Annotated in this window: 17 protein-coding genes; 12 read left to right on the top strand and 5 right to left on the bottom strand. The window is 55.0% G+C overall.

What is annotated here, in order from left to right:
• The first annotated feature begins 104 nt into the window (after positions 1-104).
• Positions 105-1,178, top strand: a complete 1,074-nt coding sequence (locus tag D7M11_RS10660) for a GNAT family N-acetyltransferase (RefSeq protein WP_120747186.1) — start codon at positions 105-107, stop codon at positions 1,176-1,178.
• 516 nt (positions 1,179-1,694) lie between these two features.
• Here the strand turns inward: D7M11_RS10660 and serS are convergent.
• Positions 1,695-2,978, bottom strand: a complete 1,284-nt coding sequence (gene serS / locus D7M11_RS10665) for a serine--tRNA ligase (protein WP_120747297.1) — start codon at positions 2,976-2,978, stop codon at positions 1,695-1,697.
• Between the two features lie 480 nt (positions 2,979-3,458).
• Between serS and hprK the strand changes: the two genes are divergently transcribed.
• From hprK to D7M11_RS10695, 6 genes are all read left to right on the top strand, one after another.
• Positions 3,459-4,397, top strand: coding sequence for an HPr(Ser) kinase/phosphatase (hprK, locus tag D7M11_RS10670; RefSeq protein WP_120747298.1), 939 nt, complete (start codon positions 3,459-3,461; stop codon positions 4,395-4,397).
• A 175-nt stretch (positions 4,398-4,572) separates the two neighbouring features.
• Positions 4,573-6,000, top strand: coding sequence for a N,N-dimethylformamidase beta subunit family domain-containing protein (locus D7M11_RS10675; RefSeq protein ID WP_120747187.1), 1,428 nt, complete (start codon positions 4,573-4,575; stop codon positions 5,998-6,000).
• A 34-nt stretch (positions 6,001-6,034) separates the two neighbouring features.
• Complete coding sequence (locus tag D7M11_RS10680) at positions 6,035-8,356, top strand: hypothetical protein (protein ID WP_120747188.1); 2,322 nt, start codon at positions 6,035-6,037, stop codon at positions 8,354-8,356.
• A 32-nt stretch (positions 8,357-8,388) separates the two neighbouring features.
• Positions 8,389-9,687, top strand: a complete 1,299-nt coding sequence (locus tag D7M11_RS10685) for an ABC transporter substrate-binding protein (protein ID WP_120747189.1) — start codon at positions 8,389-8,391, stop codon at positions 9,685-9,687.
• A 12-nt stretch (positions 9,688-9,699) separates the two neighbouring features.
• Positions 9,700-11,019 carry an ABC transporter substrate-binding protein gene (locus D7M11_RS10690; protein ID WP_120747190.1) on the top strand — a complete coding sequence of 440 codons (1,320 nt, stop codon included), beginning with the start codon at positions 9,700-9,702 and terminating at the stop codon, positions 11,017-11,019.
• A gap of 134 nt (positions 11,020-11,153) precedes the next feature.
• On the top strand, positions 11,154-12,065 hold the full coding sequence (locus D7M11_RS10695; protein ID WP_120747191.1) for a helix-turn-helix transcriptional regulator: 912 nt from the start codon (positions 11,154-11,156) through the stop codon (positions 12,063-12,065).
• Positions 12,066-12,077: 12 nt separating this feature from the next.
• Here D7M11_RS10695 and lhgO read toward each other — a convergent pair whose 3' ends face one another.
• Together lhgO and D7M11_RS10705 are read right to left on the bottom strand one after the other, a co-directional pair.
• Positions 12,078-13,301: an L-2-hydroxyglutarate oxidase gene (lhgO, locus tag D7M11_RS10700; RefSeq protein ID WP_120747192.1), complete on the bottom strand. Its 1,224-nt coding sequence runs from the start codon at positions 13,299-13,301 to the stop codon at positions 12,078-12,080.
• On the bottom strand, positions 13,301-14,536 hold the full coding sequence (locus tag D7M11_RS10705) for a Gfo/Idh/MocA family protein (protein WP_158606552.1): 1,236 nt from the start codon (positions 14,534-14,536) through the stop codon (positions 13,301-13,303). The genes lhgO and D7M11_RS10705 overlap by 1 nt, the downstream gene beginning before the upstream one ends.
• Positions 14,537-14,836: 300 nt before the next feature.
• On the opposite strand from D7M11_RS10705, the gene D7M11_RS10710 reads away from it, so the two are divergent.
• Positions 14,837-15,598: a DeoR/GlpR family DNA-binding transcription regulator gene (locus tag D7M11_RS10710; protein ID WP_120747194.1), complete on the top strand. Its 762-nt coding sequence runs from the start codon at positions 14,837-14,839 to the stop codon at positions 15,596-15,598.
• An 89-nt stretch (positions 15,599-15,687) separates the two neighbouring features.
• Here the strand turns inward: D7M11_RS10710 and D7M11_RS10715 are convergent, their stop codons facing one another.
• Positions 15,688-16,590, bottom strand: a complete 903-nt coding sequence (locus D7M11_RS10715; protein ID WP_120747195.1) for a TetR/AcrR family transcriptional regulator — start codon at positions 16,588-16,590, stop codon at positions 15,688-15,690.
• A 108-nt stretch (positions 16,591-16,698) separates the two neighbouring features.
• On the opposite strand from D7M11_RS10715, the gene D7M11_RS10720 reads away from it, so the two are divergent.
• The 4 genes from D7M11_RS10720 to D7M11_RS10735 all read left to right on the top strand — a co-directional run bounded on the left by D7M11_RS10720 (position 16,699) and on the right by D7M11_RS10735 (position 20,365).
• Positions 16,699-17,475: an MBL fold metallo-hydrolase gene (locus D7M11_RS10720; RefSeq protein ID WP_240041046.1), complete on the top strand. Its 777-nt coding sequence runs from the start codon at positions 16,699-16,701 to the stop codon at positions 17,473-17,475.
• Entirely contained in the window at positions 17,475-18,593 is a 1,119-nt protein-coding gene (locus D7M11_RS10725) for an AbrB family transcriptional regulator (protein WP_120747196.1), read from the top strand. Before D7M11_RS10720 ends, D7M11_RS10725 begins: the two co-directional genes overlap by 1 nt.
• Positions 18,594-18,754: 161 nt before the next feature.
• On the top strand, positions 18,755-19,597 hold the full coding sequence (locus D7M11_RS10730; RefSeq protein ID WP_120747197.1) for an Hsp33 family molecular chaperone HslO: 843 nt from the start codon (positions 18,755-18,757) through the stop codon (positions 19,595-19,597).
• Positions 19,598-19,618: 21 nt separating this feature from the next.
• The gene (locus tag D7M11_RS10735; protein ID WP_120747198.1) at positions 19,619-20,365 is read left to right on the top strand and encodes a MerR family transcriptional regulator; all 747 of its coding nucleotides are present in this window, start codon (positions 19,619-19,621) and stop codon (positions 20,363-20,365) included.
• A gap of 88 nt (positions 20,366-20,453) precedes the next feature.
• On the opposite strand, the gene D7M11_RS10740 is transcribed toward D7M11_RS10735, so the two are convergent.
• Positions 20,454-21,308 carry a helix-turn-helix domain-containing protein gene (locus D7M11_RS10740; protein ID WP_120747199.1) on the bottom strand — a complete coding sequence of 285 codons (855 nt, stop codon included), beginning with the start codon at positions 21,306-21,308 and terminating at the stop codon, positions 20,454-20,456.
• Positions 21,309-21,398 lie beyond the last annotated feature (90 nt).

The following is a 21,398-nucleotide window of genomic DNA, read 5'->3' on the forward strand; positions in this document are numbered from 1 at the left end:
TATCGCTTCCATTTGGAGAGGAATCGAGGTATCATTTACTTTTAGTTCATTGTTTCCATGAATCGTTCTGGACATAAATAAGCTTGACCGAGGAGGAGCTGTACATGGAATTACGCCTATACCGGAGCGGCGACCGGGAGCGGGTGCTGGAGCTGCACGAGCGGGCTTTGCGGGAAGAGGGGGCTTACAAGGGCGACGGACCGTGGGACGATGACCTGCGCGACATTGCAGCGGCTTATACGGATGACGGCGGCGAGTTTTGGGTCGGCGAAGCCGAGGGAGAGATCGTGGCGATGGGCGCCTTCCGGCCAACGTCGAACGATACGGCGGAGATCAGAAGGATGCGCGTAGCGCCCGAGTTGCAAGGACGCGGCTGCGGGCGGCTTATGCTGAACAAGCTGGAGGAGCGGGCGAAGGAGCGCGGCTTTGCGATGCTTCATCTGGATACGACCGCAGCGCAGACGGCGGCGCAGGCGCTGTACGAAAGCGCCGGCTATTCGATGCACGAGAGGCGGATGATCGACGGTGACGACTGCTACATGTACGCCAAGTGGCTCGTTCCCCCGGAAGCGGCCAAACCGATGACGCCCGAGGAGGAAGCGAAGTTTTACGCCGATTGGGATTTGTCCCAGGAACTGACCGAATATGCGAAAAGCTTGCTGCGGGAAGGGGCGACGCCGGAGCGGACGATGGAGCAGGTGCTCGCCTCGAAGCTGTATGCATCGTGGACCAAAAAAACGCGCAGCTTTATTGTCGAGTACGAGAAGATGGAGTTTTACGAGGATTTGCGCGGCAATGTCGAGTCCGAAACGTATATCGCTCGCATCGAGGAGCAAGCGGCACAGTTTTTCGAAGCGGCGCCGGACGGTGACGATGCTTCCGCTGTCGCCGCGTCAAACCCGGAAGGGCAGGAGACGGACGAGACGCTTGAGCGGGTGTTCGCGCAGATGGACATTCGTGTCACCCTGACGCAGCTTGCCTGTGAAATGGCGCGGTTCTCGCGGGCGGTCGGGCTGTCGAAGCCGATCCGGTATTCGCAGTTTCTCGCTTTGTTCTCGGGCGCGGCGATCGTCGATATGGAGCAGGACGATCTCGACCGGCTCGTCGCGAACAAGGAGCTGGCGATCGAGCTGGCCGAGGCGTTTGCCGAAACGTACAGTGAGAATGCGAACGAGTAGGGGGACGTAGGGCAGGGCAAGGAGCAGGGCGGCCTTGTACCGCATAGTGCGTCTGCGTCCGGTGTGATGTAAGGCTCCCACACAATGCGGCTACGGCCAGTGTGATGTAAGGCGTACGCACCATACGTCTGCGTCCGGGGTAATGTAAGGCACAAGCCAATGCGGCTACGGACGCGTGTGTAATCCGCACGGCATCGGACGGTCGCGGCCATACGTTCGCATCGGCGAACAGCGCGCGAACAAATAGCGGAACAAAAATTCCGCTATTCTCCCTTTATCGTACTGGTTCAGGAGAATAGCGGAACAAATTTCCGCTATATGGCTTACTTCACACGTTTTTTACTTCATTTCGGCGATTGCCGCAGATATAACGGAAAATTGTTCCGCTATTTCTGCAGAGTCGCCTTTTTTACCCTAAATAACGGAAAAGCATTCCGTTATCCTCCAGCCGCCCAGCCTCCGCAGCGTGCTTCGAGCCCTCGGCTCTCTCAGTCTCCGCTTCCCGCCGAAACCACCTTACAACCCCGGCCCAATCGCGTCCATGCCATACATGTACGGGCGAAGCGCCGGAGGGATGTAAACCGTGCCGTCCTCGCGCTGATGGTTCTCAAGCAGCGGGATGAGGATGCGCGGCGAGGCGACGGCCGTGTTGTTCAGCGTATGGCAGTAGCGCAGCTTGCCGTCCTCGTCGCGGTAACGGATGCCGGCGCGCCGCGCCTGGAAGTCGTGCAGGTTCGACGACGAATGCGTTTCGCCGTAGCTGCCGCGGCTCGGCATCCACGTTTCGATATCGTATTGCTTGTAGTTTTTTTGCGACATATCGCCGGTACAGACGGCGACGACCCGATACGGCAGCTCCAGCAGGGCGAGCAGCTCCTCCGCGTTCCGCGTAATCTCCTGGAGCATCTGCTCCGACTGCTCCGCATCGCCCTGGCAGAGCACGACCTGTTCGACTTTGGCGAACTGGTGGACGCGGTACAGCCCGCGCACGTCCCGCCCGGCCGAGCCGATCTCGCGGCGGAAGCAGTTCGACACGGCAGCGAGCCGGATCGGCTGCGACATGTCGACGATCTCGCCGGCGTAGTAGGCGACGAGTGACGCCTCCGACGTGCCGACAAGCCATTTGTCGTCCGCGGGCAGCTCGAACGTTTGCTCCCGGCCGCCGGGGAAAAATCCCGCCGAGGTCAGCGTGTCCTCCCTCACGAGCATCGGTACGTCCATAACCGTAAAACCTTTGCGCACCAGCAGATCGACGGCGAGCTGCTGAACCGCCCGGTGTAGATGAAGCCCCGCTCCGAGCAAATAGTAGTTGCGGCTTCCGGCCGCTTTGACGCCGCGCTGCATGTCGATTAAACCGAGCGATTCGCCGATAGCCACATGATCGAGCGGCTCGAAATCAAAGACGGGCGGCGTGCCGACCCGTTTCAGCTCCACATTGTCCGCATCCGAAGCGCCAACAGGTGTATCCGGCGAAACGACGTTCGGCACGTACAGCATCAGCTCCTTGCACCGGCTCTCCAGCACCTCGAGCTGCGGCTCCAGGTCCGCCAGCATCGTGCCTACCCGCTTCGCTTCGGTTTTCGTCCGCTCGGCCTCTTCCCGCGCACCCGCGCGCATCTGCGCCGATACCTGCTCCGACAGCCGGTTCCGCTCCTGTCTCAACCGTTCGACATCGGCAAGCTGCCTTCTTCTTTGTTCGTCCACCTCTAGCAGCTCGTCGATCGAGTCGGGCAGCCCTTTTTGGTTTGCCGTAAGTTTGAGCCGCTCCCTGTTTTCTTGAATAAATCGGATGTCCAGCATACGTCCACGTCCTTTTCCGGAAAATGACAAAAAAGCGCTCTTCGTCGTTTGGGACGAGGAGCGCTGATTCACCCGCGGTGCCACCCAATTTGACCGGCAAACCGGTCCGCTTGGTTCCGCGGTAACGGGGCGGTTCCCGGTATGCTTAGAGGACAGTGGCGCATCGCAAGCGGCTTAGCCGCACTTTTGATAGGACAAATCCCGGTCGCAAACGCCTCCGAGTTGGATGCTCATCATCGGCCTAATTGCGCATATTTGATTGAGCAGAAGTATACAGGATGCGGATGCGTCTGTCAAATGCCGGAGCGCCCGAAAAAGCAGGAATATTTTGCCGTACCCGAGGCCATAAACTGCCGCCCGCCGGGGAAGCATAATGTCAACAAATCGGCACGAGACGCAGGGGAAAGGCGCTTGCACAACAGGCAAAAGCAAGCCATAATGAGGTCATGCCATTTAACGAAAGAGGTGCTGGCGACTGCCATGAAATCAATAACGGTGCAAGATTTGGTCAATCGCTTCCATCTGGAACTTCTGGCAGGTCAGACCGGGCTGGACCGAACGATCGGCAAATCGCGCGTCCATCGGCCGGGGCTTGAATTTGTCGGTTATTTCGATTTTTTTCCGCAGCAGCGGGTGCAGGTGCTCGGACGCAAAGAAATTACGTATTTGCATAAGCAATCCGAAGGGGAGCGGGACAACCGGATCGGCCATATCGTCCAGTATCATCCGCCCTGCTTTGTTGTTACGTGGAACCAGGAAATCGAAGGGCTCCGCTATTTGATTACGCATTGCGACAAGGAAGGCATTCCGCTTCTCCGCACGAAGGAGCCGACTACGAAATGGATCGGTATGGTCGACGCGTTTTTGACGAAAACGCTCGCGGAAGAAATTCAAGTGCACGGCGTATGCGTCAACGTAGCCGGTATCGGCATTTTGCTGCGGGGCAAGTCCGGCGTAGGCAAAAGCGAGACGGCGCTGACGCTTATCCGCCGCGGCCACCGGCTCGTCGCCGACGATGCCGTCGTGCTGAAGAAGCTGAGTCCGGAAACGATACTCGGCACCCATGACGGCAAAACGAAGGAGTTTCTCGCCCTGCGCAGCGTAGGGCTAATCAACGTAGCCCGCATTTACGGCCGGGGCGCATTTCAGGACGAAACCCGGATCGTGCTCGATATCGAGCTGACCCAGTGGAAGGAAAACGAGCTGTACAACGAGCTCGACGTGGAGCCGAAATATACGACTTACATGGATGTCCGCATCCCGCACATCCAAATTTCGCTGCAGCCTGGCCGCGATGTGGCCGGGCTCGTAGAGGCGGCGGCCAACAACTGGTACTTGCGGCTGCAAGGCTACAGTGCGGCCGAAGAGTTTATGCAGCGGATCGAGGCTTCCGTACAACAACAGCAGCAGAAGCATTAAGCCCGGCTTCAACCGTAAACCGTTTCGCATACGACGCGAAACGGTTTATTTTTTTGCGTGCCGCCGTGCGAACAAAATAACAAATCGAGCCGAACATTCAAGCATTCATCCGCGCTAAGCGAACGATTATGATGTAGGGGAACACAGTACATCCGATTTCTAGGAGTGGGTCAACATGCTGCACGCTACGGCAGAGGAAAATACAAAGCCGGGTACGCTCGATTGGCAAATGACGCGGTTTCGCTTCGATACGGCCGAAACGGTGCAAACGTCGCTGATCGGCGGCCTGCGCTCCAGAACGATCGAAGGATACGCATCCCGCACGAGCGTTTATCCCGGAGAGTCGATCGATCTGATGGTCAGCGTCGAACCGGCATGCCGGTATACGATGGATGTTTACCGGCTCGGCTATTATGGAGGGACCGGCGGGCGGCATATGGGCTGTCTCGGCACGTTCGACGGCGAGGCGCAGCCGGTGCCGATGGAGACGATCGAGCGGTTGCGGGAATGCAGCTGGAAGCCGGCCATGACGCTGCAAATTCCCGAAGACTGGCGGAGCGGCGTTTATCTGGTCAAGCTAACGCGGCAAACGTCCTCCCGCGCCCAGAGCTACATCGTTTTCGTCGTCAAGGAGCGGCGACGGACCGATATCCTTGTGCAGACGAGCGATTTGACTTGGCAAGCGTACAACAAATGGCCGGGCATGAACTCGATATACGACGACGGAACACTCGGGTTATGGTACATGGGTCCTCAGGTGAGGGTGAGCTTTGACCGGCCGTACTCCAAGTATTGCCAAATTGTGGATCAGCCGCTGTCGTGCGGCTCCGGATCGTTCCTGCTGTGGGAGTTTCCGCTGGCATTCTGGCTCGAGGCGGAGGGGTATAACGTGACATACTGCTCGAACCTTGATCTGCATCAGGATCCCGAGCTTCTGGGCCGCTGCAAAGTGTTCATCTCGGTCGGGCACGACGAATACTGGACCCGGCAAATGTACGAGAACGCCGCCGCAGCGAGGGATGCCGGAGTCAGCCTGCTGTTTTTGTGCGGCAATGCGGTCAATCACGATATTATCCCGTACGACAACACGCTTACGGGAGCGCCGTTTCGCGCCTTCGCCAGAAAGGAGCGGTTTCTGGACGAATACGAGCTGATGGGGAGTACGACATTCGGCCCGGGCTACGGCGACTGGACCGTCTCGAATCCGGATCACTGGGTGTTCGAGGGCACCGGCATGAAGGAAGGCGACGGCATTCCGGGCCTCGTCGGCTGGGAATACCACGGCGCTCCGTTCAAGCAGATCGAAGGCCTGGAGATGCTCGCGCACAGTGAGCTGACCGGCGTGACGCCGCCTTCGGCAAGGCAAAAACACGCGAGCCCGAGAGTAGGCGACGGCAAGCACGCAGCCGTCATATACCCCGGTCCGAAGGGAAATTGGGTGTTTAACGCCGGCACGATCTGGTGGGCGCAAGGACTGAGCAGCCCGCCCGGGCATATTCCGGCCAAGGGCGTGTTCGGCCGCGCGCAGGGCCCCGATCCGCGCGTGCAGCAAATGACGCGGAATTTGCTGGCGAGATGCATCGGGACGCAGACAGACGTGTAGCCTTCGCGGTGAACGCATAGGGAGGAGGAAAGCCATGAAGAGGGGCTTGGACGACCGGATGACGAGAAGAAAGCTGCTGACGCTCGGAGCGGCGGGTGCCGCGGCGGTAACAGGGGCTTGGATCGGCGGCAGCGACAGCGCGCTCGGCAGCGGCGGAGTGGCGAACAGCGTTTACGGCAATGGGAGCGGTAATGGGAACGCGACGGGGATTCGCCGGGTTGCGGAAGAAGTGGTGCAGGAATATGCGGTCGGAGTTACGGCACAATTGGCGAAGAGAGCGATGTTCGCCGATCATGTCGCGGCAATGAAAATCATGGACGATCTGGAGGAAGGCGGAGTCGTGGTGACGCTTGGCTATTACGAGCGCGGCGACGGCGGCGGAGGAGCCTACAGCATCTCGGCAGCCATGGCGGGTGCTGCCGAAGACGGCGGTTCGGTTCACAATTTGCAGAACGGTTTGCAGGCCAAATTAATCGTCAAGGACAATACGATTGATCTCAAGCAATTCGGCGGCCGCGAATCGATCCCGGACAATGTGCCCTATATCCAGAAAGGTTTAAACTACCTGGACTCCTTGAACGGCGGCTATCTCATCATCCCCCAGGGCACCTTCCATGTTGTCGCGAAGAATAGGACGATTATTCTAAAGTCGAATGTAACCGTGCGAGGCGTGCACCGCGATCTCTCGATCTTGAAAATTCACGGCTCCACGGGCAACTGGGGCGAATTGTTCACGCATCCGGTCCCGAACAAGGTGCTGCGCAATATCGCGTTCAAGCAGCTGACTCTCGATTGCAACGTCGATAATGCCGTCACGAGCTCCGCGGCATGGACGAGTCATCGCACCTTTTTCAACGGCGGGGAAGGCTTCAATTACATATTGGAAAACCTGAAGGTCATCGCGAACGGAGTATGGGTGTTTCGGGGGGACGTGAACAACAGCACGTTTCGAGATTGCGAAATCGTATACGACTTCGACCGTTTCCCGCTTGGCTGGTTCGATATTTCCGCGCTTTGGATCGCGGGGGAGAACAACCATATCGCAAACAACTTGTTTTACAGCCGGAACCGGACCACATTCACTCCGGAAACGTGCATCGAATTCCAGGGTCACAACAGCCATTGCAACGACAACATTTGCCTCGGCTTTACGAACGGCATTCTTGTAACCCCTTCCACCTCGTACGATAACAATCTGCTCGTGCTGGAGCCGGGGGGCCGCGGCTGCAAAGTGTGCAACAATACGATCGAATCGTCGAACAAGGGAATCTTCCTGTGGCCGATGAATTTGCCGGAAGGGCATTTCGGGCCTGTAACGATTGCCGGCAACAGTATTGTCATCAACGATATGCAGCAGGGCCATGCCGAGCCTAATGCCGGTATCGACGTGAAGCTGCAAACGCCGACCTGGGTGCAGACGACGCCTATCCGGAATGTAACGATTCATGACAATTACATCGAATATAGGACGCGATCCGTGTCCGACAGCTTATATTCCGGCGACGCCGGGATCAAGTTTTACATTAACGTGGAGGCGACCGGGCTCGATATTCGGCACAACACGATTGTGAATTGCGGCGGGAACGGGATCGCCTTGCATGTGGACACCGGCAGCACAAGCTGGATCAGGCAAGTGGCGCTAACCGGCAACGTGTTCAAAAACACCAAATTGCCGATATGGGTTAACCGCAATGTATCCCGGGTGCTCATTCAAGGCAACCTGTTCCAGCAATACGAGCTGTACACTGCCGAGCCAGACAATATGAAGCAAACGATCAAGACGCTGAACAATTCCCACACGTCAAACGCCGATTACCAAATAAAGGACAATGAAATCAGCTGCGCGCCCGGCGTCAAGCCGTATTACCCGATCTACGATTTATCCGATATCGACAACAATTCGGGCTATAAGCTGTCCAGAGGCATGGTTTTGGAACAAAATACGCCGGGATCGAGCATGCTTCTCGAACCGCCCCCGTCACCCGGCGTTACGACCACCGTCGCCAAAGGCCAATATATTCGCAGGCTGGACGGCAAGCTGTACAAAACGAAGTTTAACTACCCGTCCACGATAGGCAGCTTGAAGGCAGGCGACGGAACGACAAACGTGACGATCGTCAGATGGATATCAAGCTCCAAGCTGGAAGTGTCGGATGCGTCGAATATGAAACCGAATGAGGCGCTTGCGCTTGATTGGCGCAATTTGTTCAAAAGCGCGGTGTTTTATGTGCAAGCGGTTACAGGTAACGTGATCGAAACGTATGCGGGACAGGGTGCGCTTCGTCAAGACGGCGTAACCCCGGAGCAAGTGGCGGGTTCCGTTCTCGGCTACTATACCGATTTGGTAGAGGTTTGATAGAAACTGCAGATCTCATATAGGGGGTACCAATGAAAAGAAACATGGGGAAAACGTTTGTCTGGAAAGCCGCTTTGAGCTTATTCGTTGCGACCGGTTTGGCCGGCTGCGGTCAGGAGCCTAAGAAATTAGCCGAAGCAGGCCCAGCGGTCGAAGCCGTCGAACCGATCAAAAGCGAGCCGGTAACGTTGAAAATTTTGTTGTATCAGCCGCTTAGCGACGAAGAATTCAATACGCTGCTTGTCGAGCCCTTGAAGAAGAAGCATCCGAACATTACGCTCGAAAAAATGAACAGCTCCGTCGAGAACGCGGTTGCCTCAGGCAATATTCCCGACTTGCTCGTTCACTGGAACGGCGGCGCCGGCGTATTCATGCAGCTCGGCATTCTCGGAGACATCTCGGACCTCGTCAAGAAGCACAAGGTCGATTTGAACCGGTTTGAGCCGGCTACGCTTGAAACGATCAAGGCTGTAGCCGGAGGCGGCGATCTGTACGGCCTTCCGTACTCGATGCAATTTAATGCTCTGTATTACAACAAGGATTTGTTCAACAAGTTCGGCGTGCCTTATCCGAAGGACGGCATGACCTGGGACGAAACGGCGGAGCTTGCCAAGAAGCTGACGCGCATGGAGGGGGACGTCCAGTATCGCGGGCTCAGCTACGAGAACATTCACCGGCTAGCTTTTCCGCTATCCCCCGACTACGTAGACGGCAAAACCGATCGAGCAAACGTCAATAACGAATTGTGGAGAAAAGTGTTCGAGCTTGGCAACCGGATCAGCTCGATCCCGGGGAATAGCCCGACGACGTCGCACGACGACTTTATCAAAAAACAAAATGTGGCCATGTACGGCTCCATCAATCTGTTTTATGCGCTCAAAGACGCCGTGAAGAACGGTTTTAATCTGGGCATCGCGCAGTACCCGAGCTTCAAAGACAAGCCGAACGTATTCGGTATGGTCGACGCCCACTATATGTTCATTTCCAAGCAAAGCAAGCACAGGGACGCGGCGATGCAGGTGCTCACGACGCTCACGTCGGATGAGGTGCAGATCGAAAGCGCCAGAAAATTCATCAGAAGCTCCCCGCTCCTGAATCCGGAAACGAAAAAACAATTCGGCGCGGATGCGGATTATTTGAAGGACGTAAGCCTGCAATCGATTTTCAAAAGCAAAGCGGCTCCTGCTCCCGCGTTATCCAAATACAACAAGGACGCCGGGAATATCGTGCAGAAAAAGTTCGAGGAATACAACAAAGGAGTCAAGGACCTCAACACGGCGTTACGGGAAGCGGACGAAGAGATCAACAAGAAAATCGCCGAATTGAAATAAGGGGATACGAACATGAAGATGAACAGATTGTTCGCGGCCGGAATGGCGACGGTTATGACAGCGGCAGCCCTCGGCTGCTCGAGCCAAGGCGGAGAAGGGGCGAAGGCATCGGCTACACCCGGAACGGTCAAGGCAAACGAGCCGGCCAAGCCGCTCGAACCGGTAACGCTCAAAGTACTCGCGCCCGACTCGTATTTGCCCGCCGGAGACTTTCAGGCTTTGATTACCGATCCGGTAAAGAAAAAGTACCCGCATCTTACGGTCGAGAAGGTCACGGGAAATTTGGCCGATTTCGTAGCTTCCCGGCAGCAGCTCGATTTCTGGGTATCGTATAACGGCGAGCTGTCCAATCACTTGGATGAGGGCATCTACACTGACATTAACCCGCTGGCCAAAAAATTCAATTTCGACTTGAGTAAGTTCGACCAGGGTGCGCTGGACGTAATCCGGCAGTATTCGGCCAACGGCGAATTAATCGCGCTTCCTTACGCCGAGAATGTCATCGGTTTGTACTACAACAAAGATATTTTCGATAAATTCGGCGTGCCTTATCCGAAGGACGGCATGACCTGGGACGAAGCGATCGAATTGTCCCGCAAGCTGTCCCGCCAGGACGGGGGAGTCAATTATTACGGGCTGCAATCGACCGAGCTTTCGTTAATCGCCCAAAAGTCGCTGCCCTATATCGATTACAAAACGAATAACGTCCTCGTTAACAGTGAGCCTTACAAGAAAGCGTTCGAGCTCGGCCAGACCCTATTTTCGGTGCCGAACAATCCTTACCTCGGCTCCTACCAAACAATGTACGACCGGTTTATGAAAGACAAGACGGTCGCCATGCTGGCGCCGCAAGGCAATCTGTTCTCGCAGCTCAAGGATATCCCGAATCTGAATTGGGACATTGTTCAGAAGCCTTATTACAAAGACAATCCGAACATAAGCGGCTGGTACAACATTCATCTGATGATTCCGACCAAGATGAGCAAATACCCCGACGATCAGATGCGGGTGCTGGAAGTGCTGTTTTCCGATGAAGTCCAGACGGTTATGGCTAAGAAGACGGCGCGAAAATCGACGCTTAAGGATCCGAAGTATATCCAGATGTTCGGCGAGGAAATGCCCGAGCTAAAGGGGAAAAACATCACCGGCATGTTTAAGGGGAAATCGGGTCCGGCTCCTGGACTATCGCGCCATTACAGCAAAGCCACAACGCTGATGGAGGCGGAATTTACCAAGGTGGCCAAAAACGAGAAAGATGTTAATACGGCGCTTCGCGATCTGGAGGATCAGATCAAGCAGTATATTGCGACTCAGGAAAATCCGAAAAAATAAACTTGTTGCCGCGATTTGCTCGCGTCCGGACGTACTTCTCCTCGGAGGTACGTCCTTTCCTTTTTGTTTTCCCGGTCAACGACTGCCGCCGATATGGTAAAATTGGAATAACACTTAGAAGCGGGAGGGCTGCTATGCGCGGTTTGAAGGAATATGCGACCGAATATGCCAAAATGGCGTTTTACAAGCCGTCCGCTCTGGAGAGGGCGATCGGCCTATGCCCGATGTTCGCCGGCCGGATGGTGGCCAAGCCGCATTACCAAACGATACCGCGCACGTACGCGTATTTTATCGTGCAGTTCGTGCTGGACGGTCAGATGATGTTTCAGGCGGACGGGGAGCCCGTTTATTTGGACAAGGGCGATATGTTCTGCCTGTTTCCGGAGAAGGCGGTGGAATACGGGGTTATACCGGAGAAGCCGCAGCTTCAACTGATCTGGTTCGGTCTGGAAGGGGAGGGCGTGCGCTATTTGCTGCAAAGCGTAGGCATTACCGAGGAGCGGCCGTATGCGCGCAAGGCGATTTCGCCGGGAATACCGGGGATGCTGCATCAATTGCTGGACGAATTTTTGCTGCTGAAGTCCGGCGGCGGCAGCTACTACCGCTGGGTTAGCAGGCTGTACGAGGTGTTCGATCAGCTGATCGTCGCCAAACCGCCCGGTCCCGCGCACGCACGCGACAAAAACGCGTACGAATGGATCAAGGAAAGCGAAACGTTCATGACCATGCATTACAATGAGGCCATTTCCGTTCAGGACGTCGCCGATTACGTCGGCATTCACCGCTCGCATTTTACGGTAGCGTTTACGAAGCTGCTTGGCATCTCGCCGGGGCAATATTTGCTGCGGCTGCGGATGAATAACGGCGCCCGGATGCTCGAGGAAACCGATTTTTCGATCACCGAGATCGCGCTGTCGCTCGGCTATTCGGATATTTTCGCATTCACAAGAGCATTCAGCAATCATTACCGAATGCCCCCGAGCGTATATCGGACAAGCCGAAGGAGCGAGCAGCGGCAAGATGAACCGCCTTCGCTCCTCCCGTAACAGGTTCGCGCTTTATATGGCCCCATGCCGGGCTTCCTTTCCGGACCGCTTCTCCTCGATGCAGTCGACGACGTAGGCGGCGAAGGGCAGCGAGCAGGTAAAGGCGGGTGATACGGCGTTCAGGACGTGCATCGACTCGCCATCGCCTTCGAGCACGAAGTCTTGAACAAGCTCGAGCGTTTCCTTATGCAGCAGTTGAGCGCGAATGCCCGGCTTAGCAAACGCGCCGAACTGTGCGGGATCGAGCTTGCGGCTTAGCAGCAACGCAAGTCCGATCAAGTTTGCTTTGCGGTACTTTTTGATTTCCTCGAGCGCCAGCCGGCGAAACTGGAAGGCGTTCGTCCAGAGCAGCTTCGTCTCGTAACAGGCGATCCGGATAAACTCGCCCAGCCGGAAACGGCTGAGGCCCTTATAATTTTCCCGCCATAAGGCCGGAATGGCCGTCGGACCGATCTTGACCGCGCCGTCCGCCGTTTTCGTCACATGCACGCCGAGGAAAGGGTTGCCAAGGTTCGGCACCGGATAAATATGCATGCGCGCATCCACGGCTGCCGGGGCGTACTTCAAGTAAATCCCCTTGAACGGAATAATCGTATAAGCTGTTCCGAAACCGAAATCGTGAGCGATCCGGTCGGCGTACAGGCCGGCGGCGTTAATGAAATAGCTGCATTCGATAACGCCTCCGCTCGTCCGGATCGCGCCTTTTTCCCGCCTCTTGTACCCGGTGTTGTAGAGCAGCTCGACGCCGCCGGTCGCGATCTCGTCTCTCAAACACCGGCATACCGCCACCGGATCGACCGAGGCGGTCGTCGGCGAATACAGCGCCTTCTGGTACGTCCGGGCGTTCGGATCGAGGCGCGCCGCCTCCGACTCGTCCACCCAGTGCAGCTCGACGCCGTTTCGCTCCGCCCGCCGCTTGAGCTCCTCCAAGCCCCGCAGCTCGGATGCGTCCTTCGCGACGACCAGCTTGCCGCATTCGTTAACTTCGATTCCCCTGAGCTTGCAGTACGCCTTCATCGCGCGGTTGCCGTCGCGGGTAAAGCGGGCTTTCAGGCTGTCCGCCGCATAGTAGAAGCCCGCATGGAGCACGCCGCTGTTCCGCCCGCTCGCATGCTGCGCTACATCCGCTTCCTTCTCGATCACGACGATGCGCGCGTTCGGCTCCCGCTTCATCAGCTCTCTGGCGATCGATAGGCCGACGATTCCGGCGCCTGCGATTAAGTAGTCGCACCGCATCACGCTTCGCTCCCGGGGGCGCGGACGGCTTCAGTCCGGTTGAAACGGGGGAACTTGACCGGCTTTCCTTGCGTTTCCACCGATAGGACGGATAGCGGAAATACCGAGGTCCACATTACCGCATCGTATACGTCGATAAGCGGCCGCCGCTTCTCGAGGATGGCTGAGCTGAACTCGTCCAGCACGAAAAAGTCGCTGCCTCCGTGCCCGGCGTTTCCGGCTTGTGCCCGCCATTTGCGCCAGGCTGGGTGCTCGTACTGCTCCGCATACGTCCAGAGCGACTCCCACTCCGCCCGCGGCTCCCCGTGCCTTTGCGGCGACACGCCGGGCGAGCGGCCGCCGATCCATACGATAGGGTCCTCGTCCTTGTGCCTTCCCGACAAAAACGCGCCGTTCGCCCCCTGCAGCCCGTAATGCGCGTTCTGAATCGGCCGGGCCGATTTGACGTCGTACCGCAGCTGGATGAGGACGCCGTTTCTCGTCTTGATCAGCGCGACGGCGGAATCGCCCTGCCGCCAATAATCGCGGTCCGCTCCGGGATGAGCGTCGCCGAACAGCTCGCGGAAGTAGCTGTGATTCGCGACCTCCTTCGATACGAAGCAGGTCATCGATTCGAGGGTATCGCCGTTTGGCTCATGCATCCGCAGCCAATGGGCGAGCGGGCCGAGCGAATGGGTCGGATATACGACTCCGTTCACGTCTCTGCGCAAACGCCCCCGCCAGGTGAGCGTGCCATCCGAACTATGCTGCAAATGCCGGACGTCGTGGATGTAGCCGCCCTCGGCGAACGATATTTCGCCGAAGAGGCCAGCATGCGCCATTTGCGCCACCATCATATTGGAGCGGGTGAACAAGCAATTTTCGGCCATCATGTAGGTCAGACCGGATTGCTCGACCGCCTCCACGAGCGCCCAGCATTCCTCAATCGTGGTCGCCGCGATCACTTCGCTCAGCACGTGCTTGCCTGCGCGAAGCGCCTGAATCGACTGTTCGGCGTGCACGGTGAACGGCGTGGCGAGAAACACCGCATCGATATCGGGGCATTCGAGCAATTTTTCGTAGCTGGTAAACGTAAGCAGATCGGGCCGATCTTCCTTCCACCTAGCGATCATCTCTTCGCGCTTGTCGCAAAAGGCGACGAGCTGCAGCTGATCCGCCAGCGGTGCGAGCACTTTAAGAAAGGCGGCTCCGCGGCTGCCGCCGACGATAGCGAGCTTTACAGGTCCAGAACTCAAGTGACAAAACCTCCGTATGCAAGCAGGATGATGGATTCGCCCCTATCATAATCTTTTTCCCGGTACGGATGAATGTCACAATGTTCGATCGGGGTTGCCATTTTGTGCGGAGGATCATGGGCCCTCCGGAGTGTCTTTTCCACCGCCTTCACATTCGTTAACGTTTGCCCTGTGTGACAGGCGGCAAGTTGACAAAGCGGTCGCCGCTTCGTAAGCTAGGAGAAAATAGAAACGAGCATAATCATACAGCGAACAAACAAAACTGCGCGTACATAGCGCCATAATCGGGAGGGTCCATCCATGCTCGCGGCAGAACGGAAAATGCGCATTGTGGAATTTGTGAAACAAAATCGGGTCGCTTCGGTCGCCGCGCTGGCGGCGGCGTTTCAGGTGCACGAGGCGACGATCAGGCGCGATCTGGCCGAGATCGAACAGGAAGGACTGCTGAAGCGTACGCACGGCGGCGTGATTGTCGATCAGGGGGCCAACAGGGAGCCGTCCTTCACGGAACGAGCGCACGATCAGCTCGATCAGAAGAAAAGGATCGGCAAGCGGGCCGCCGAGCTTGTCGAGGACGGGGACCATATCATACTCGATTCCGGCACGACGACGTTCCATATCGCCCAGCATCTCGTCGACCGCTCCAACATTACGGTCGTGACGAACGATATAAACATCGCTGCCGAGCTGCGCGATTCGAAAGGAATCTCCGTTCTGGTGACGGGCGGCTCGCTGTATCATTCGAGCTATATGCTGAACGGGATGTTTACGGATCAGATCCTTTCGACGCTTCACGTGCAGAAGGCGTTTATCGGCACGCCGGCGATCCATACGAAGCACGGCCTGACCCACCCGGAAGCGCAGCTTGTGCCGACGAAGCAGGGGATGATCCGGGCGGCGCAGGAAATTATCGTCGTCGCCGACGACACGAAGATCGGCAAAGCATCGCTGCATTCGGTCGCTCCCCTATCGGCGGTGCACACGTTCATTACCGGCGAGGAGGCGTCCGAGGCGCAAGTGCAGCGTTTCCGCGACGGTGGGGTGAAGGTAATCACCGTCTGAGCGGTAAAACGCCGACGGGAGCTACAGTACATGAAAAGCTTGTTGCTTGGATTCGAGCAGCAGGCTTTTTCTTTTTTTTGCCGAAGGAGTTAATGTTGCATGGCCGGCTGATTCAGCATAAGGACGAGTTGGTTTGTATAAGGTCTCAGATCACCGATCGTATCTAGGAAAGTAATGTACACCCTTACGAGGGTGCTATTCGGCTTCGGTTGCCCGAGCTCGCGCTGCAGCAGGCCGACGACCTCCAGCAGCTCCTCCCGGATACGCATCGGCTGGGGCAGCTCCTTAATCTTGAGAACAACAACGTTAAGAAAGGCCTCCAGGTTGGCCTGCCGAGCCTCGTCGCTCAGCGGGCTGATGTCGTTGAAATAAGCGTTCGAAGCTTTGAGTACCGGCTCCGCTCCGCTTGCGATCAAATCGCCGACGATCGCTTCCATCCGATCCACGAGAAATCCGGCCAAATCCGACATGGGGACTGAGATCGCAGCTTGAACCGAATGAGATAAATATTCCCTGAGCATACCGCGGAAGATGGCGACGGTATCTCCGAGATAAGGGACGATAGGCTCGCCGTACGCTTCGCGGAAGCAGTCGAGATGCATCGTAAGCAGTGTCGCTCGTTTTTTACGCCATTCGATCAGAAAATTTTCGTTGCTTGTAATCGGCAAATCTTTGAATTCGCGGGTGAAAAAATAGTTTTCAAGCATAAATTGCAGCTGGTATTCGATCTTGCGGCGCAAGCTTTCCTTTGGCGAATGGCCCTCTAATCGAAGTGTCCGGTCGAGCGTTCGGGCTTCTTCGAAAAGGGTCCGGTGTACCTCGACGAACACCCCGGTAAACAGATCCTCCTTCGAGGGAAAAATTTTGTAGATGCTCGCTTTCGCCATGCCGCAAGCTTCCGCGATGTCCTGCATGGAGGCAGCGAAATATCCTTTTTCTTTGAAAATGCGCATAGCTGTTTCGATAATTTGTTGTCTTTTGAATTGTTCCATTCCTACCACCTCTATACCTACACATTCTGACAGGTCCCCATCTGATGGTCAATAAACGAATTGACACCAAAAACTTATAAGTCATATAATGAACTCGTGAGTTTTCGGATGCAAAAATTAAAGGAGGTGAGCCAGAGCAATCTGCTTTGGCACAACGTGAAAATAAGTGAACATATCGAGATGCTGGAAGTTACCGTCCGGGTGGGGGCGAACCAAATGGTGATCCACCCGTCGGTCATTCGCGACGAACAAGCTTATGTATTGGTAGATACGGGAATGCCCGATTGTCACGGCCCGATTACAAAGCTATTGACCGAGGCGGGTTTCGATTCGTTGGCGCCTTATTCCATTATTGTTACCCATCAGGACGTCGATCATATTGGCGGATTGCCGGAATTCCAAGGCGAAGGCGTAGACGTATATGCGCATACGGATGACCAGCCTTATATCGACGGATTGAAGCCGTTAATCAAGTTCAGCGGGGAAATGAAGACAAGGCTGCTAACGTCTCTGCCGCAAAATCTGGCCGCCGCTTTCGAATCCGCCTTTTCGGGTAAAGTCAAAAATGTGACCCGTCTGCTGGAGGACGGGGAGAAGCTGCCTTTCGGCGGAGGACTTACGGTCATTCATACGCCCGGGCATACGCCGGGTCATATTTGCTTATACCACGAGCCCAGCAAAACGCTCATTGCCGGAGATGCGATGGTCGTCGAGAACGGAAAGCTTCAAGGTCCCAGGTCGACAGCTACGCCCGACATGAAGACGGCGCTTGCGTCGCTTCGCAAATTGCAGGCGTACCCGATCGATACTGTGATTTGCTATCATGGAGGTTTGTTTCAAGGCGATGTCCATGCGGTGATTGAACAATTGACGGAGAGCCTGTAATGGATGGCACCGAGCACCAAGGTTCATCTTGGAAACAAAACAAATGGATCCGCTTTTTGACGGCTTGTGCCTTTGCCGTTATGGGAGGCTTTTTCTTTCAGTTGATCCATATGCCGATTCCATGGCTTTTGGGCTCCATGGTATTCGTCTTGATCGGCTCCAAAGTATTCAGGGGCATTACGTTCTACTGGCCCGCACGGATCCGCAATACCGGGATGATCATTATCGGTTACACGCTGGGGCTGTCGTTCACCGCGTCGACCCTGGTGCAGATCGGACAGCAACTGCCGACGATGATTCTGTTTACGGCACTTTTGCTCCTATGCGCCGCAGGCATCGCCTTTGTCATCTCGCTGCTGTCCGGCATTCCTTTTCCGACTTTGCTGATGGGAAGCATTCCCGGCGGGCTTAGCCAGATGGTAACGCTGGCCGAGGAAATGAAGGGCATCGATCTGACGATCGTTACTTTTTTGCAGGTATCCAGGCTGATCATGATCATGTTCTGCGTACCGCTGCTCATCTTCAGCCCGTTGTTTCACGTTGCAAGAAGCAACGACGCTGCAGTAGCCGCCGTGACCGGATCAGAGGGATATATGGGGTTGTTGTCGCATCTATGGTTATTCGCAATCGTATGTATCCTGTTCGCGCTTATCGGCCAAAAAATCAAGTTCCCGACGGCTTTTCTGCTTGGGCCGATGATCGGTACTATGCTGCTGAATTTGTCGGGCTACGAAGGATTTTCGCTGCCGACTTGGGTGCTTGACCTGTCGCAGATCATGATGGGGAGCTACATCGGGCTGCTGCTGAAGCCGGAAAATTTGAAACACAAGCTCAAAGTTACATGGCTTGCGCTAATGAACGGGCTTGTGCTCATCGGGGTGGCGATCCTGCTGAGTCTGCTGCTGGCACGGCTGCACGACATCCCGGTAGTGACGTCATTCCTTAGTCTTTCCCCGGGCGGCATGGATCAGATGGCGTTTATCGCCAAGGAAGTGAATGCAGATTTATCGGTGATTACCTGTTATCAGCTATTCCGAACGTTATTTATCTTTTTTGCGGTGCCGCCTCTTCTGAGGCTGGTCTTCCGGTCGGTATTGAAGGTGAACAGAACGGCCTGATAGTTGTATGCAACGGATATGTTCCCCTTTAAGTAGACAGGTTTACATAATAAACCGGCTGCTTGGAGGGGGTTTTTCTTTTTATTTTCAGTTTCTCTTCTCCGCGACTTGAATCGTACGTAACGTGAGGTTGTATACTGTCAGGCGAAGGGGGCTTTCTGATGCAATCCACAATAACTAAATTTTTGAGCGATGATAAACAAGTGCGAATATTTGTACTGGATAATACTGCTATGATGCAGCAGCTTATGCAAAGGCAACCGTTGAAAGCGGGGTATGCCGAGGCATTTGCGAGCTGTTTCTCGATATCAAGCGTTTTGTGCGGTACGCTGAAGGAACGTCAAAGACTCAGCATTCGTTTGAAAACATCAACACCCTTTGAATACTTTCATTGTGACATCGAATCTAATGGGGATGTGCGAGGCTATGCGAGTGACGCCATTACCGCAAGTAACCGAACGTTAGACAACTTGGCCGGCTTTATTGGAGACAAGGGTCTGATTCGTATGACCAAGGATATTGGCATGGGTTCCTTGTTTACGAGTACAGTGGATATGCCGTATCGAAATATTGTCGACGACTTCTCTCACTTTTTCAGTCAAAGCGAGCAGTTGGATACGACTTTCAGAACCTTTTATTCCGGGCAGGGCACTTCCGTTCTCTATAGTCGGGTTGCGTTTATTCAGGCGCTTCCTTTCACTCCTGTTGGTGTCATGAAACAATGGGTTAAGGAACTGGATAACAATGAAGAACTGTTCAGAACGACCGGTACCGATTTTGTGCAAACAATAAAGCTGGCGATCAACAAAGCCAGTCTTGTAGAAGAACAAACCATCCGCCTATTTTGCCATTGCTCCAAAGAAACACTAATGCCACTGCTATACGCTTTAGGCACCACGGAGTTGGAAAACATATTCTCTGAAAAAAATACGGTAGAAATAGCTTGTAACTTATGCGGTCAGAAATACGCCTACTCCCCTCAGGATATCATTTCGCAAAACTAATGGAAATTAGAGGAGCAGCTTATGAACAGACACTTAATGAAAATAGGCGATGTAGCCAAATTGGTCGGCGTGTCGATAAGAACTTTACGCCATTACCACGAAATCGGCCTGTTGATTCCCGGTCACTTAACAGAGGGCGGACACCGTTTATACACTGAGAAAGACATTCAGAACCTTTATCAGATTATGGCTTTGAAAAATTTCGGTTTTGCCTTGGAGGAAATTCGGGACATGCTTGGTACGACGAATTCCGATCCCTCGCTGCTCATCCATATCCAATTGGAAAAGGCAAACGAGGCCCTTACCAAGCAAATGGAAATTTGCAAAGCGCTTCAAGAAATTCAGCAATCGCTTGAAAACTGCCGCTCTCCCTCGGTTCAGGAGATGGCCGAAATCATTATGATGATGCAAATGAACACCAAGCAATATTTGTCGGAGGAACAAATTACTTGGCTTAAGCTTCGTTACAAATCCTCTTCCGAGCAAGAGCAACAACGGGAAGAAGAATGGTTTTCCTTTATTGAACAGTTGAAGAAATGTAAGGCGGAGCAAATCGCTGCCGATGCTCCCCAAGTGCAAATGCTTGCAGATTATTGGACTGCATTCATTCAATCTACTACCGGCAATAATGCAGAACTTAACGATGCGGTTCATCGCTTCCATGCAGATAACTCGCACCATCAGATGAACTACGGCCTAAGCACAGAGTTATTCGCCTACTTGCAACAGATACTCCTTGCAAGAAAGGCTAATAAATCCACCACTTGAGCCCCGGATTTATGGGGCGCTTACCCGTTGAACATTCCCTCGGTTCATCACATATCCCGCCGCCATCTGCCTCGGGCGTCTGCCAAGGTCAGCTCCCATATATTTTGCGGTAATCTTTCGGACTCATGCCCATCGACGCCTTGAAGACGCGTCCGAAATGGGACAAGCTTTCGAAGCCGACCGTTTCCGCCACCTCGGTCACGTTTTTATCGCCGGCCAGCAGCAGCTTCTGCGCTTCCTTGAGCCGAACGAGGGTCACGTACTCGACGAATGAAAATCCGGTCACCTTATTGAAAATCCGGCTCAAATAATGCGGGTTGATGTGGAACAAGCCGGACAGCAGCGTCAGCGACAGATCGTTCGCGTAATGGTCGTTAATATAGGCGGCTACAGCCGAAATTCGCTCGAACATCGGATTGGCCGGCTCGGAGCGGACCGCGGCGTGCGTCTGCTCGCGGATGCATCTGGCGGTGTACAGCAGCAGCTCGGCCAGCGTGACTTTGATGTAAATCGGCGATTCGGGCGTGGGAAGCCGGCTTTCCTCCAGCAGCCGGTCGAGCAAGCTCTCGACATAAGACTGCTGCTTCATCGTTAGCCGTACGACCGGATGCTCGAATATAGACGCCGGACTCCATTCGGCGCCGCCGAGTAGCGGATCGAGGAAGCCGTCGCGATAATGGAGCAGGATGCGTTCGTGGGATTTCGTAATATGCTGCGTCTTGTGCAGCACATGCTTGTCGATCAGCACAAGGTCGCCGGGCTGGATGCGGTACGTCCGGTCTTTGATGAAATAATACCGTTCGCCGGACCGCATGTAATAAATTTCGTACGCCTCGTGATAATGATTAAGCGGCATGGTAAACGGGGTCGTCCGGTGCGCCCTGTGAATCGAAAAATCGCCGCTCGGCACCGGGTTCAGCCGGTCGTTTGTCGCCTCGCTCATCGGTTCGTACTCCTCTTGCGATAGAATAGTCAAAATATGTGCAATTTACGACGAAAAGCAGCAAATTTGGCGTAGATCGTATACGTATTT

It is taken from the genome of Paenibacillus ginsengarvi, from assembly GCF_003626695.1.
Classification (GTDB): Bacteria; Bacillota; Bacilli; order Paenibacillales; family NBRC-103111; genus Paenibacillus_AB; species Paenibacillus_AB ginsengarvi.

What these genes read in the sequence shown, in the direction of transcription:
- D7M11_RS10725 (WP_120747196.1), top strand. Translation starts at nt 17,475, where the DNA reads ATGGATGGCACCGAGCACCAAGGTTCATCTTGGAAACAAAACAAATGG.
- D7M11_RS10685 (WP_120747189.1), top strand. Translation starts at nt 8,389, where the DNA reads ATGAAAAGAAACATGGGGAAAACGTTTGTCTGGAAAGCCGCTTTGAGC.
- D7M11_RS10695 (WP_120747191.1), top strand. Translation starts at nt 11,154, where the DNA reads ATGCGCGGTTTGAAGGAATATGCGACCGAATATGCCAAAATGGCGTTT.
- D7M11_RS10660 (WP_120747186.1), top strand. Translation starts at nt 105, where the DNA reads ATGGAATTACGCCTATACCGGAGCGGCGACCGGGAGCGGGTGCTGGAG.
- D7M11_RS10715 (WP_120747195.1), bottom strand. Translation starts at nt 16,590, where the DNA reads ATGGAACAATTCAAAAGACAACAAATTATCGAAACAGCTATGCGCATT.
- hprK (WP_120747298.1), top strand. Translation starts at nt 3,459, where the DNA reads ATGAAATCAATAACGGTGCAAGATTTGGTCAATCGCTTCCATCTGGAA.
- D7M11_RS10730 (WP_120747197.1), top strand. Translation starts at nt 18,755, where the DNA reads ATGCAATCCACAATAACTAAATTTTTGAGCGATGATAAACAAGTGCGA.
- serS (WP_120747297.1), bottom strand. Translation starts at nt 2,978, where the DNA reads ATGCTGGACATCCGATTTATTCAAGAAAACAGGGAGCGGCTCAAACTT.
- D7M11_RS10710 (WP_120747194.1), top strand. Translation starts at nt 14,837, where the DNA reads ATGCTCGCGGCAGAACGGAAAATGCGCATTGTGGAATTTGTGAAACAA.
- D7M11_RS10680 (WP_120747188.1), top strand. Translation starts at nt 6,035, where the DNA reads ATGAAGAGGGGCTTGGACGACCGGATGACGAGAAGAAAGCTGCTGACG.
- D7M11_RS10735 (WP_120747198.1), top strand. Translation starts at nt 19,619, where the DNA reads ATGAACAGACACTTAATGAAAATAGGCGATGTAGCCAAATTGGTCGGC.
- D7M11_RS10740 (WP_120747199.1), bottom strand. Translation starts at nt 21,308, where the DNA reads ATGAGCGAGGCGACAAACGACCGGCTGAACCCGGTGCCGAGCGGCGAT.
- D7M11_RS10675 (WP_120747187.1), top strand. Translation starts at nt 4,573, where the DNA reads ATGCTGCACGCTACGGCAGAGGAAAATACAAAGCCGGGTACGCTCGAT.
- D7M11_RS10720 (WP_240041046.1), top strand. Translation starts at nt 16,699, where the DNA reads ATGCAAAAATTAAAGGAGGTGAGCCAGAGCAATCTGCTTTGGCACAAC.
- D7M11_RS10690 (WP_120747190.1), top strand. Translation starts at nt 9,700, where the DNA reads ATGAAGATGAACAGATTGTTCGCGGCCGGAATGGCGACGGTTATGACA.
- lhgO (WP_120747192.1), bottom strand. Translation starts at nt 13,301, where the DNA reads ATGCGGTGCGACTACTTAATCGCAGGCGCCGGAATCGTCGGCCTATCG.